The 12,098-nt window shown below is 65.2% G+C and carries 14 protein-coding genes; 8 read left to right on the top strand and 6 right to left on the bottom strand.

All coding sequences use genetic code 11. The annotated features are described in order from the left end of the window. A partial coding sequence (locus tag ACXDF8_RS21930) for an MlaE family ABC transporter permease (protein ID WP_457225381.1) occupies positions 1–795 on the bottom strand: 795 nt, incomplete at its 3' end. A 10-nt stretch (positions 796–805) separates the two neighbouring features. Next, positions 806–1,612, bottom strand: coding sequence for an MlaE family ABC transporter permease (locus ACXDF8_RS21925; RefSeq protein ID WP_457225380.1), 807 nt, complete (start codon positions 1,610–1,612; stop codon positions 806–808). A gap of 314 nt (positions 1,613–1,926) precedes the next feature. Between ACXDF8_RS21925 and ACXDF8_RS21920 the strand changes: the two genes are divergently transcribed. Further along, entirely contained in the window at positions 1,927–2,736 is an 810-nt protein-coding gene (locus tag ACXDF8_RS21920) for an SDR family NAD(P)-dependent oxidoreductase (RefSeq protein ID WP_457225379.1), read from the top strand. 16 nt (positions 2,737–2,752) lie between these two features. Here the strand turns inward: ACXDF8_RS21920 and ACXDF8_RS21915 are convergent, their stop codons facing one another. Continuing rightward, positions 2,753–3,331, bottom strand: coding sequence for a TetR/AcrR family transcriptional regulator (locus ACXDF8_RS21915; RefSeq protein ID WP_457225378.1), 579 nt, complete (start codon positions 3,329–3,331; stop codon positions 2,753–2,755). 102 nt (positions 3,332–3,433) lie between these two features. Between ACXDF8_RS21915 and ACXDF8_RS21910 the strand changes: the two genes are divergently transcribed. Next, positions 3,434–4,612, top strand: coding sequence for an acyl-CoA dehydrogenase family protein (locus ACXDF8_RS21910; protein ID WP_457225377.1), 1,179 nt, complete (start codon positions 3,434–3,436; stop codon positions 4,610–4,612). A 152-nt stretch (positions 4,613–4,764) separates the two neighbouring features. Here the strand turns inward: ACXDF8_RS21910 and ACXDF8_RS21905 are convergent, their stop codons facing one another. Continuing rightward, positions 4,765–4,917: a hypothetical protein gene (locus ACXDF8_RS21905; RefSeq protein ID WP_457225376.1), complete on the bottom strand. Its 153-nt coding sequence runs from the start codon at positions 4,915–4,917 to the stop codon at positions 4,765–4,767. On the opposite strand from ACXDF8_RS21905, the gene ACXDF8_RS21900 reads away from it, so the two are divergent. The 6 genes from ACXDF8_RS21900 to ACXDF8_RS21875 all read left to right on the top strand — a co-directional run bounded on the left by ACXDF8_RS21900 (position 4,903) and on the right by ACXDF8_RS21875 (position 10,676). Then, positions 4,903–6,021 (top strand): ABC transporter ATP-binding protein, encoded by a 1,119-nt coding sequence (locus ACXDF8_RS21900; RefSeq protein WP_457225391.1) that lies wholly within the window; start codon positions 4,903–4,905, stop codon positions 6,019–6,021. The two genes, ACXDF8_RS21905 and ACXDF8_RS21900, sit on opposite strands and share 15 nt — an antisense overlap. A 100-nt stretch (positions 6,022–6,121) precedes the next feature. Continuing rightward, positions 6,122–7,309, top strand: a complete 1,188-nt coding sequence (locus ACXDF8_RS21895) for a polyamine ABC transporter substrate-binding protein (RefSeq protein WP_457225375.1) — start codon at positions 6,122–6,124, stop codon at positions 7,307–7,309. Positions 7,310–7,312: 3 nt separating this feature from the next. Further along, on the top strand, positions 7,313–8,188 hold the full coding sequence (locus ACXDF8_RS21890; RefSeq protein WP_457225374.1) for an ABC transporter permease: 876 nt from the start codon (positions 7,313–7,315) through the stop codon (positions 8,186–8,188). 31 nt (positions 8,189–8,219) lie between these two features. After that, positions 8,220–9,083 (top strand): ABC transporter permease, encoded by an 864-nt coding sequence (locus ACXDF8_RS21885; RefSeq protein WP_457225373.1) that lies wholly within the window; start codon positions 8,220–8,222, stop codon positions 9,081–9,083. A gap of 61 nt (positions 9,084–9,144) precedes the next feature. Beyond that, positions 9,145–9,801 (top strand): DedA family protein, encoded by a 657-nt coding sequence (locus ACXDF8_RS21880; protein WP_457225372.1) that lies wholly within the window; start codon positions 9,145–9,147, stop codon positions 9,799–9,801. 56 nt (positions 9,802–9,857) lie between these two features. Continuing rightward, entirely contained in the window at positions 9,858–10,676 is an 819-nt protein-coding gene (locus ACXDF8_RS21875) for a DUF1206 domain-containing protein (protein WP_457225371.1), read from the top strand. A gap of 4 nt (positions 10,677–10,680) precedes the next feature. Here the strand turns inward: ACXDF8_RS21875 and ACXDF8_RS21870 are convergent, their stop codons facing one another. Beyond that, positions 10,681–11,472, bottom strand: a complete 792-nt coding sequence (locus ACXDF8_RS21870; protein ID WP_457225370.1) for a nuclear transport factor 2 family protein — start codon at positions 11,470–11,472, stop codon at positions 10,681–10,683. Beyond that, the gene (locus ACXDF8_RS21865) at positions 11,469–12,029 is read right to left on the bottom strand and encodes an isochorismatase family protein (protein ID WP_457225390.1); all 561 of its coding nucleotides are present in this window, start codon (positions 12,027–12,029) and stop codon (positions 11,469–11,471) included. The genes ACXDF8_RS21870 and ACXDF8_RS21865 overlap by 4 nt, the downstream gene beginning before the upstream one ends. Between the last annotated feature and the right edge of the window lie 69 nt (positions 12,030–12,098).

The raw sequence follows: 12,098 nt of genomic DNA, 5'->3' as shown, positions 1-12,098 counted from the left end.
CAGGGTCACTGAGACCACCACGATCAGGGAGGTGCGGACCGCGTTGCCCACGGCGACGCCGACGCCGGAGGGGCCGCCGGTGGCGAAATAGCCGAAATAGGTGTGGATCAACAGGATCGTGATCGCCATCAACACCGCCTGCAGGAAGCTCCACAACAAGTCGATCGGGTTCAAAAACGTCGTGAAGTAATGGTCATACAACCCGCCGGACTGGCCGAACAACACCACCGTGGTGAACTGACTGGCCACGAAACTCAAGATCACCGCGATCGAGTACAACGGGGTGATCGCCACCATCCCCGCCACAATCCGCGTCGAGACCAGATACTCCACCGGCGGGATACCCATCGATTCCAGGGCGTCGATCTCCTCGTTGATCCGCATCGCCCCAAGCTGGGCGGTCACCCCAGCACCGAACGTCGCCGCCAACCCGATACCAGCCACCACCGGCGCGGAGATCCTGACATTGATAAACGCCGCCAAAAACCCGGTCAACGCCTCGATCCCGATATTGCCCAACGACGAATACCCCTGCACCGCCAGCGTCCCACCCGCCGCCAACGTCAAAAACCCGACGATCACCACAGTGCCGCCGATCATCGCCAACGTGCCCGCACCCATCGAGATCTCGGCGATCAACCGGATGATCTCCTTACGGAAATGCACCGTCGCATGCGGCGTGCCCGCCAACGCCCGCCCATAAAAGATCGTATGGTCACCAATCCGACTGACCGTCCCCAACGGACGACGCACCTGACGCGCGATCCGCGGATACAAAGCCTGCAACGACGCCATCCCCCAGCGCCTACCGCGCGCTCATGCGGATACCGATGGCCGTGACCACCACGTTGACCACAAACAACGCCATGAACGCGTACACCACCGTCTCGTTGACCGCATTACCCACCGCCTTGGCCCCACCCCCGCTGATCGTCAACCCCCGATAACAGGCCACCAACCCCGCAATCAACCCGAACAACGCCGCCTTGACACACGAGATGATCACCTCCGGCACCCCGGTCAACAACGTGATCCCCGCCGCGAACGCCCCCGGATTCACATCCTGAACAAACACCGAGAACACGTAACCACCCAAAATCCCGATGATCACCACCAACGAATTCAGCAACAACGCCACCAACCCCGACGCCAACATCCGCGGAGTCACCAACCGCTGCACCGGATTGATCCCCAGCACCTCCATCGCGTCGATCTCCTCACGGATCGTGCGCGACCCCAAATCCGCACACATCGCCGTCGCCCCCGCACCGGCCACGATCAACACCGTCACCAACGGACCCACCTGCGTCACCGCACCAAACGCAGCACCAGCACCGCTGAGATCAGCAGCCCCCAACTCCCGCAACAAAATATTCAACGTGAACGACACCAACACCGTGAACGGAATCGCCACCAACAACGTCGGCGCCAACGACACCCGCGCCACAAACCACGACTGCTCCAAAAACTCCCGCCACTGAAACGGCTTCCGAAACATAAACCGCACCGCATCAGCCGACATAGCAAACAGACCACCAATAGCCTGCATCGGACCCGACGCACTCCTCAACGCAATGCCCGGAGACCAGCGATCTGCTGCGCGATTAGTCATTGGTGTAGTCCGAGCCTCCAACGTCGTCGTGGTCACCGACCCCCCAGCGTCATCTGAGATATCGGTCCGAAACTGGAACGTGTTTCAGTGGCGCCTTGGCAGATTAGTGCACCTACCGCTCAACCGGAAGCGAATCCCAGCAATCGAGACCAAGCGCTGTCAGGAGGCGGGAGGCAGCGGTCATGATGGCTCAGTGAACCGCCCGAGACTCGGTCGGAGGCACGGCTGTTCCCGGTCAGCGGGAGTCTGCTCGCCGACTTCAGGTGACACCCCGTCATGATCGGGGCCCGGAAAACGAGCAGGAGCGGATTCCAATGGCGACGACATTGCAGCGGTACTCGGATCGGCGTGTGCTGATCACCGGTGGCGGCTCGGGTATCGGCCAGGCGTGCGTGCTGCGCATCCTCGACGAGGGGGGCCGAGTGGTGGCCGCTGACATCAGTGAGTCCGGACTGAAGGACACCGTCGCCAAGGCCGGCGAGGCCGCGGACCGGCTGGCCACCGTCGTGATGGACGTCGGCAGCGAGGAATCAGTGAAATCTGCTGTGGCCGAGTCCATCTCCACTCTGGGTGGCCTGGATACACTGGTGAACGTGGCGGGCATACTGCGCTCAGCGCACTTCGCGGACACCACGCTGGCGGACTTCGAACAAGTGCTGCGCGTCAACGTGGTCGGCACTTTCCTGGTGACCCGCGAAGCTCTGGGCGCGCTGCGCGCAGGAACCGCCCCCGCGGTTGTCAATTTCAGTTCGACCTCAGCAACTTTCGCCCACCCCTACATGGCGGCCTACGCGGCATCCAAGGGCGGGGTGCAGGCGATGACCCACGCGCTGGCCGCGGAGTTCGCCGCCGACGGCATTCGGTTCAACTCGGTGCAACCGGGCTCGATCTCCTCGGGCATGACCGACGGCACCGGCGAGTCGAAACAGAGCGTGGGACCGGGACTTCCAGACGACGTCAATTACAAATTGTTCGGCAGGGTCGCACCACTACTGCCGTTGCCCGACGGCGCGATCTTCGCCAAGCCGGAGGCCGTCGCGGCGGTCGTCGCGATGCTCGGAAGCCCCGACGCCTTCTTCGTGTCCGGCACCGAAGTTCGCGTCGACGGCGGCGCGCACATGTGAGTCGAGCCGCTGGCGGTCAGGCGTTGATGCCTGCGGTCAGAATGGCGGCCAGCTCCCGGTAGGCAGCGGCGTCGTCGAGTCCGGTCGCCGACCTCACGATCCCCTGTTGGATTCGTACCATCGTCGCCGCCGCCAGGTCAGCGGCAAAGGCTGCGTGGACGTCCCGGAATTCGGCCGCCGAAACCCCTTCGGCGACAAGCTGGCTTACCCGGGACGCGGCGATCGCGGTGTTCTGCTCGTAGACCGCCCTGGCTGGGGGGAACGCGTCGAGGTCGGCCATGAACTTGGGTGAGGCGGCCTCCAGTGCTGCCCCGACCGCAGTGAGGTAGCCGGTTATCCGCTCCCGCGCACCGTCGATGTTCTCGATGCGGTTTTCCACGTCGGCGGTGGCGCGCCGGAAAAACTCGACGGTGACCGTGCGGACCAACTGCTCTTTGCTGCTCGCCAGCGTATAGAGCGTGCCTTTCGAGCAGTGCAGTCGCCCGGCGATGTCGTCGAGGGTCAGATGGGCAAAGCCTTCGGCCAGGAACAGCGCGAGCAACGAGTCGAACAACTCACCCCGGCGCCGGGTGCGGAAGCTCGTGCTGGCGGACATATCGCTAAATAGTACTATGTTGAGTAATTCAGTACTACTTTCAGTATCTGTTTCCACTGTCTATCCGTCGATGTCTATCCGTCGACCTTCAGAGAGGCCGCCATGCCCGTCGATCGACTTCTGCCCACCGATGACGCCGCCGATCTCCTTGCGCTCGCCCGCGAAATCGGCGACAAGGTGCTCAGCCCCGTGGTCGACGAGCACGAGCGCACCGAGACCTACCCGCGGGGAGTGTTCGCCCAGCTCGGTGCCGCCGGACTGCTGAGCCTTCCCCAACCCGAGGAATGGGGCGGTGGCGGTCAGCCGTTCGAGGTCTATCTACAGGTGCTCGAGGAGTTGGCGGCCCGATGGGCGGCGGTTGCGGTGGCGGTCAGCGTGCACAGCCTGGCCTGCCATCCCCTGCTGATGTTCGGCACCGACGAGCAGCGCAGCAGATGGCTGCCGGGCATGCTCTCCGGCGAGCAGATCGGCGCCTACAGTCTGTCCGAACCGCAGGCCGGTTCGGACGCGGCGGCTCTGCGCTGCGCGGCCACTCCGTCCGGCGACACCTACGTCGTCAACGGCTCGAAGGCGTGGATCACCCACGGGGGCATCGCCGACTTCTACACCCTTTTCGCCCGCACCGGCGGACAGGAGCGCAACGACTCGGGGATCAACCGGAGCGGCGGTTCCAATGGCATCTCTTGCTTCTTGATCCCCGCCGACCAGCCCGGCTTGAGCTTCGGCAAACCCGAGGAGAAGATGGGTTTGACCGCCGTCCCGACCACCTCGGCCTTCTACGACAACGCGGTGGTCGACGCCGACCGCCTTATCGGCGCCGAGGGCCAGGGACTGCAGATCGCGTTCAGCGCCCTCGATTCCGGGCGGCTCGGCATCGCCGCCGTCGCGGTCGGCATCGCGCAGGCCGCCCTAGACGATGCCGTCGCATACGCCAACGAGCGAACGACGTTCGGCCGCAAGATCATCGACCATCAAGGCCTGGGCTTCCTGTTGGCCGACATGGCCGCGGCGGTGGCGTCCGCGCGCGCCACATACTTGGATGCCGCGCGGCGGCGCGATAACGGCCGGCCGTACTCACAGCAGGCCAGCATCGCCAAGCTGGTCGCGACGGATGCGGCGATGAAGGTGACCACCGATGCGGTGCAGGTGCTCGGCGGGGTCGGGTACACCCGCGACTACCGGGTCGAGCGGTACATGCGGGAGGCCAAGATCACCCAGATCTTTGAAGGCACCAACCAGATCCAGCGATTGGTTATCGCGCGTGGGCTCGGAGTCGGCTGAACGGCGTTAGGATCCGTCCCATCGACGCCCGCGTCAGAGGTGCCGTCGCACCGAAAGCCGCGCCCGGAACCCGGCACCGACGAGCGATTCCATCGAAAAATTCATATTTCGTTGCGGAATCGGTTGCGGATAGCACGCAAATCCGTAATCGTTTAGGGGCGGGACCGGCCGGTGGCAGTTGTCGGCGGCCCGCGGACGAAGGAGGACGGGCCCTGACCGAGACCGGCGCCACCGCCACCCAGCAGACCACCGCCCACACCGGAGCCAAAGGCGCCAGTGGCGCCCCAGTCATCGAGATCGACCATGTCGTCAAGCGTTTCGACGACTATGTCGCCGTCGCGGACGCCGATTTCTCCATCGGCGCAGGCGAGTTCTTCTCCATGCTCGGGCCGTCCGGCTGCGGCAAGACCACCACGTTGCGCATGATTGCCGGGTTCGAACAACCGACCGAGGGCGCCATCCGGCTCGAGGGCGTCGACGTATCCCGGGTGCCACCCAACAAGCGCAATGTCAACACCGTCTTCCAGCACTACGCCCTGTTCCCGCACATGAACGTGTGGGACAACGTCGCCTACGGGCCACGCAGCCAGAAGAAGGACAAGGCTGCGGTCAAGAAGAGCGTCGACGAGCTGCTCGAGGTAGTGCGGCTGACCGACTTCGCCCAGCGCAAGCCGGCCCAGCTGTCCGGCGGTCAGCAGCAGCGCGTGGCCCTGGCCCGCGCGCTGGTCAACTACCCCAGCGCCCTGCTCCTCGACGAGCCGCTAGGAGCGCTGGACCTCAAGTTGCGCCACGTCATGCAGTTCGAGCTCAAGCGCATCCAACGCGAGGTCGGCATCACGTTCGTCTACGTCACCCACGACCAAGAGGAAGCGCTCACCATGAGCGACCGGATCGCGGTCATGAACGCCGGCAACGTCGAGCAGATCGGCACACCCACCGAGATCTACGACCGGCCGGCCACCGTGTTCGTCGCCGGGTTCATCGGCCAGGCCAACCTCTGGCACGGCCGTCAGACCGGCCGGGCCAACCGCGACTACGTCGAGGTGGAGGTGCTCGGGGCCAGACTGAAGGCACGTCCCGGTGACACCACGATCGAACCCGGCGGCCAGGCGACTCTGATGGTGCGCCCCGAGCGTGTCCGGGTGTCCATGGAACGGCCGACCGGTGACATCGCCGCGGTGCCAGCCAAAGTTGTCGACCTCACCTTCCAGGGCCCGGTGCTGCGCCTGTCGCTGGCCGCCGCAGACGGCTCACCGGTCATAGCCCACGTCGGACCCGAGCAGAACCTGCCGATGTTGCGCCCCGGCGACGACGTCTACGTCTGCTGGTCCCCCGACGCGTCGCTGGTCCTGCCCGCTGCCGACATCCCGACCACCGAGGATCTCGAGGAGATGCTCGACGATTCCTAGATCGTCCGGCGGCCTGCATTGCGCCCTTCCCCCAGCCGTCTAAGCCCATCCGCTCCGACCAAGCCCACCCCTGAGCTACCCCACGAAAGGCACTCGGCACATGGCCAATGAGATCGACCCCCGGATCTTTGCCTCGCTCGCGTCCCGGCGCCGGTTCATCGGCGGCGGTGCCGCTGCGGCGGCCGCGCTGGTTCTCGGCCCCTCATTCCTGGCCGCCTGTAGCAAGTCCGACAACTCGTCGAGTTCGGCGAGCGGACCGGCCACACCGTCCGACGACGGCTCGCCGGCGACCGGCAAGCTGCGGATCTCCAACTGGCCGCTCTACATGGCCGACGGTTTCGTCGCGGCATTCCAGACCGCGACGGGCCTGACCGTCGATTACAAAGAGGACTACAACGACAACGAGGAGTGGTTCGCCAAGAACAAAGAACCGCTGTCCCGCAAGCAGGACATCGGCGCCGACCTCGTGGTTCCCACGCAGTTCATGGCCTCCCGGCTCAACAGCCTGGGCTGGCTCAACGACATCAGCGAGAGCCGGTGGACGAACAAGAAGAACCTGCGCCCAGACCTTATGGACGCCAAGGCAGACCCGGGACGCAAATTCAGTGCGCCCTACATGTCCGGTATGACCGCGCTGGCCTACAACCGGGCCGCCACTGGACGCGACATCACCAAAATCGACGACCTGTGGGATCCGGCGTTCAAGGGCAAGATCAGCCTGTTCTCCGACATGCAGGACGGCCTGGGCATGATCATGCTGTCGCAGGGCGCCTCGCTGGAGGACCCCACGATGGACGGTGTGCAGAAGGCCGTCGACCTGATCAAGGAACAGAAAGACAAGGGGCAGATCCGGCGTTTCACCGGCAATGACTACGCCGACGACTTGGCAGCGGGCAACGTGGTGATCGCCCAGGCCTACTCCGGTGACGTGGTGCAGCTGCAGAAGGACAACCCGGATCTGAAGTTCGTCGTCCCCGAGACCGGCGGCACCACCTTCGTCGACACCATGGTGATCCCGTACACCACGCAGAACCAGAAGGCCGCCGAGGAGTGGATCAACTACGTCTACGACCGGGCCAACTACGCCAAGCTGATCGCCCACACCCAGTACGTGCCGGTGCTCTCGGACATGACCGACGAGCTGAACAAGATCGACCCGGGTCTGGCGTCCAACCCGCTGATCAACCCGCCCAAGGAAACCCTGGACAAGCTGAAGTCGTGGGCGGCACTGACCGACGAGCAGACCTCGGAGTTCAACAAGGCCTACGCCGAAGTCACCGGCGGCTGATCGGTGGCCGGTGTAGCCAGCAGCAACCGGCAGCGGAGCAAGCTCGCTCCGTATCTGATGATCCTGCCTGCGCTCGCGTATCTCGGGGTCTTCTATGTGGTGCCGTTCATTTCGCTGTTCCGCACGTCGCTGTCGTCGATGGGTGGTTCGATCTACCTGCCCAAGCTCACCTTCGCCTGGGACTTCAGCAACTACGGCCACGCACTGACCGAATACCGCGAACAGATCTTTCGCTCGTTCGGCTACGCGCTGGTCGCGACAGTGCTCTGCGTGCTGTTGGCGTTCCCGCTGGCTTACGTGATCGCCTTCAAGGCGGGCCGGTTCAAGAACCTCCTGCTGGGGCTGGTGATCCTGCCGTTCTTCGTGACGTTCCTGATCCGCACCCTGGCGTGGAAGACGATCCTGGCCGACGACGGCTGGGTCGTCCACACGCTCGGAACGGTCGGGTTGCTGCCCTCCGACGGGCGGTTGTTGTCGACAAGCTGGGCCGTCATCGGGGGCCTGACCTATAACTGGATCATCTTCATGATCCTGCCGCTCTACGTCAGCCTGGAGAAGATCGACGCCCGGCTGCTGGAGGCCTCCCGTGACCTCTACGGCACCAACCGCAGGATGTTCGGCAAGATCATCCTGCCGCTGGCGATGCCCGGCGTGCTCGCCGGCAGCATGCTGGTGTTCATCCCGTCGGTCGGTGACTTCATCAATGCCGACTACCTGGGCAGCACACAGACCAGGATGATCGGCAACGTCATCCAGAAGCAGTTCCTGGTGGTCAAGGACTACCCGGCCGCTGCGGCCCTGAGCTTCGTGCTGATGGCACTGATCCTCGTCGGCGTGCTGCTCTACACCCGGGCGCTGGGCACGGAGGACCTGGTATGACAGCCCACCGCGACGCGAAGGCGGATCACGCATGACGACCGAAGCGGGTGCGGCGATCGCCCAGACGATCGATCACGGTGGCCTGGCCAAGCCGGGCCGCAATATTCGCGGAACCTTCAAGCTCGGCGACGTAGCCCTGCGTATCGTCGCAGGGCTGGTGCTGGCCTACCTATTCCTGCCGATCCTGGTGATCGTGATCTTCTCGTTCAACAAGCCGGCCGGAAAGTTCAACTACACCTGGCAGGGTTTCACGCTGGACAACTGGGCCAACCCGTTCAAGTATCCGGCCCTGACCGACGCACTGAAACTGAGCATCAACGTCGCGTTCGTGTCGACGCTGATCGCCGTGGTTCTCGGCACTCTCGTCGCGGTTGCCCTTGTGCGCCAGCGCTTCCGCGGCAGCAAGGCCGTCGACACATTCCTGGTGCTGCCGCTGACGTCACCCGAGGTGGTGATGGGCGCTTCGCTGTTGACCCTGTTCCTCGATCTCGGCTGGGCGACCGGATACACCACCATCCTGATCGCGCACGTCGCGTTCGAGATCAGCTTCATCGCGATGACGGTGCGGGCCCGTATCCGCGGCTTCGACTGGACACTGGAGGACGCGTCACTGGACCTGGGCGCCAACGCCACCAGAACCTTCTTCAAGGTGACGTTGCCGCTGATCGTGCCGGGCATCGTCGCGGCGGCGATGTTGTCGTTCGCGTTGTCGCTCGACGACTTCATCATCACCTATTTCGTCAGCGGCTCAACGGTCACCTATCCCCTGTACGTCAACGCCGCGGTGAAAGCCGCTGTGCCGCCCCAGATCAACGTCCTCGCCACCGCGATCCTAGTGGCCAGCCTGATCCTGCTCGGCGTGGGCACGCTCTACCGGCGCAAGCGCGACACCTGATTCCGACACGCGAACGACCCCTTCCCGCCGGTAACCGCGGTCGGTACGGCATCCTTGGCGGGTGACGGTCGAGACGATCCTGGAGTCCATTCCGCCGCTGGCGGTCTATCTGGTGATCGGATTGATCATCGGTGCCGAAAGTCTGGGCATCCCGCTGCCCGGCGAGATCGCGTTGGTCAGTGCGGCGTTGCTGGCGTCGCGACACAACCTCGACATCAGCCCGGTGTGGGTGGGCGCCGCGGCGACGATCGGCGCCATCATCGGTGACAGCATCGGCTACAGCATCGGCCGACGGTTCGGGATGGGCCTGTTCGAGAAGCTCGGCAAGCGGTTTCCCAAGCACTTCGGGCCAGGACATGTGGCGCTGGCCAAACAACTCTTCTCGCGCTGGGGAGTGTGGGCAGTGTTCTTCGGGCGCTTCATCGCGCTGCTGCGCATCCTGGCTGGCCCGCTGGCCGGCGCACTGCGGATGCGCTACCCCTACTTCCTGGCCGCCAACGCCACCGGCGCGGTCTGCTGGGCGGGCGGCACGACGGCGGTGGTGTACTACCTGGGTCTGGCCGCCGAGAAATGGCTCTCGCGGTTTTCCTGGATCGGACTGGTCGCGGCGATCGTCATCGGCCTGGGCATGACGCTGCTGCTGCGCGAGCGCACCCGCGGCCTGATCGCCCAGCTGGAGGCCGAACACGACTGGGAGACACTGCGCCACGCGAAATGATCGAGGGCACGGCGCGATCCGTTTGTCGGTGACGATTCGGGGTAACCCCAATTTTCATGGTCGACAATAAGGTGTATGGCGCGGTAGACCGGGCGACCCGAAACAGCGGGTTCGAATCCGTAGCGCGCGTGGGCTACAGCACCAGCGGCGTACTGCACCTGATCATCGCGTACATCGTCCTGCGGCTTGCCTTCGGTGGCGGCGGCAACGCCGATCAATCCGGCGCGCTCGCCACCCTCGCCGCCCAGCCCGGCGGAGCGGTGGCCCTGTGGATCACGGCGGTCGGCTTGTTCGCACTGGCGCTGTGGCGGCTGGCCGAAGCCGTCGTCGGGTCTCATCCGACCGAAGCCGGCCAGGAGGACGAGGGCGCCAAGAAAACGTTCAAGCGCGTCAAGTCGGTCAACCTGGCCGTCGTCTACTTCGGCATCGCCTCCACGGCGGTCCGATTTGCCACCGGAGGCCGCAAGTCCAACAGCGCCGACAATGCCGGCTTGACTGGACGGCTGCTCCAATCCGGTTGGGGTAAAACACTTTTGCTGATCGCCGCAGTGGGCCTCATGGCCGTCGGCGGCTACCACGTCTACAAGGGTCTGTCGAAGAAGTTCGAGAAGGACCTCAAGGTGTCGGGTGGGTCACTGGTACGGACGCTGGGCATGGCCGGCTACACCGCCAAGGGGTCGGTCCTGGCGGGTGCCGGCATCCTGCTGATCATCGCGACGCTGACCGCCGACCCGGCCAAGGGGTCCGGCCTGGACGGCGCTGTCAAGAGTCTCGGACATGCGCCGTTCGGCAAGTTCCTGCTCATCGCCGCCGCGCTGGGCCTGGCGGCCTACGGCGTGTACTGCTTCGTGCTCGCCCGGTTCGCTCGGATGTGAGTCACTAGCCGGTGAAACAGCGAAGGCGGGTGATCATGCCCCCGTCGGCCGCGAGTTCGGCGATGAGGACCACCGACTTCGGCCCGTACGACGACGCCGTCACCGAGTTTCCCGACGCCACCACCTTCGACCACGACCGGCCGGTCAGGGTCTCGCTGAGGGCGCCGAACCTCAGCGGCTCGTCCTCGCCGAGAGTCACGACGGCGCCGCTTCGCAGCGACCGCCAAGCGCGCAACTGGTCACCGGCGGAGACGGCGTCGAGGAAGCCCCGCACCGTGCGTTTGCCGCGCACGCGCGCACCACGGAATCCGGCGGCAAATCCGAGCGTCCCTCGCCAGCCTTGGTTGCGCGCCAATGCCCGCATCAGCGCCAGGGACTGCGGTCCGGCAGCGACACCATTGCGGGCGAACTGCACCACCATCGCCGGCAGTTCCCAGTAGGCGCGCAGCCGCTCGATCCGCCACTGACCACCGCCCTCGCACAAGTCGTAGCGGAGCACCGCGGGGATGTGCATGGCGACCGACGGACCCATCGCGACCTCGAGCGTCAAGTCCCGCACCACCGTCGAACCGGACACGATGTCGACGCCGTGGTGGAACTCGATCTGCCGAGGGGCGATAAACGTGTCGTAGAAGCGGCCGATCCTTCTCGCGCCAACGTGCGGCCGCGACCCGACCGGATCCTCGATGCGCCCGTCGGCGCTGAACAACCCGACCCACCCGGCGCGATCGTGGGCAGCCGCCAGCCGTGGGGAGCGATCGACGATGTCGATCAGCGTCGATCGTGGTGCGGTCATGAGGCGGCGCGAACCAGTTCGACTCCGCGGGAGAGCATTTCGTCGAGTGCCTCGGCGGTCGATCCAGCGGCGACGCCGGCGGTCAGATCGACGAGAACACGAGTCCGAAAGCCTGCCGCCGTCGCGTCGGCCGCGGTCTGGCGTACGCAGTAATCGATCGCGATACCGGCGATGTCGACCTCGTCGACACCGCGCGCACGCAACCAGTCGTCGAGCGAGATGCCGTCCGCGAACCCTTCGAAGCCGCTGTAGGCGGCGGTGTAAGCGCCCTTGGTGAAGACCGCCTCGATCGGCGACGTGTTCAACTCGGGGTGGAAGTCGGCGCCCGTGCTGCCCGCCACGCAGTGGGGTGGCCAGGAGGCGGCATAGTCGGGTCGGTCGGCGAAATGCGTTCCGGGGTCGACGTGGAAATCCTTGGTCGCCACCACGTGGTCGTAGCCGTGCCGACCGGCTAGCACGGCGTTGATCGCCCGCACCACCGCACCGGCCCCCGCGACCGCCAGCGACCCTCCTTCGCAGAAGTCGTTCTGCACGTCGACGATGATGAGCGCCCGCATCTTCACACCGTATCGGCAGATGCGGGACCGTACTACCGGCGCCGCCGAGGCATCGGTGGCGGCCACGCG

It is taken from the genome of Mycolicibacterium sp. CBM1 (assembly GCF_054073305.1).
The sequence above is the reverse complement of the archived record's forward strand: the minus strand, read 5'-3'. Positions and strand labels throughout refer to the sequence as shown.

Coding starts and splice junctions, on each gene's coding strand:
- ACXDF8_RS21925 (WP_457225380.1), bottom strand. CDS start 1,612: ATGACTAATCGCGCAGCAGATCGCTGGTCTCCGGGCATTGCGTTGAGG.
- ACXDF8_RS21920 (WP_457225379.1), top strand. CDS start 1,927: ATGGCGACGACATTGCAGCGGTACTCGGATCGGCGTGTGCTGATCACC.
- ACXDF8_RS21915 (WP_457225378.1), bottom strand. CDS start 3,331: ATGTCCGCCAGCACGAGCTTCCGCACCCGGCGCCGGGGTGAGTTGTTC.
- ACXDF8_RS21910 (WP_457225377.1), top strand. CDS start 3,434: ATGCCCGTCGATCGACTTCTGCCCACCGATGACGCCGCCGATCTCCTT.
- ACXDF8_RS21905 (WP_457225376.1), bottom strand. CDS start 4,917: ATGGTCGATCTCGATGACTGGGGCGCCACTGGCGCCTTTGGCTCCGGT.
- ACXDF8_RS21895 (WP_457225375.1), top strand. CDS start 6,122: ATGGCCAATGAGATCGACCCCCGGATCTTTGCCTCGCTCGCGTCCCGG.
- ACXDF8_RS21885 (WP_457225373.1), top strand. CDS start 8,220: ATGACGACCGAAGCGGGTGCGGCGATCGCCCAGACGATCGATCACGGT.
- ACXDF8_RS21875 (WP_457225371.1), top strand. CDS start 9,858: ATGGTCGACAATAAGGTGTATGGCGCGGTAGACCGGGCGACCCGAAAC.
- ACXDF8_RS21870 (WP_457225370.1), bottom strand. CDS start 11,472: ATGACCGCACCACGATCGACGCTGATCGACATCGTCGATCGCTCCCCA.
- ACXDF8_RS21865 (WP_457225390.1), bottom strand. CDS start 12,029: ATGCGGGCGCTCATCATCGTCGACGTGCAGAACGACTTCTGCGAAGGA.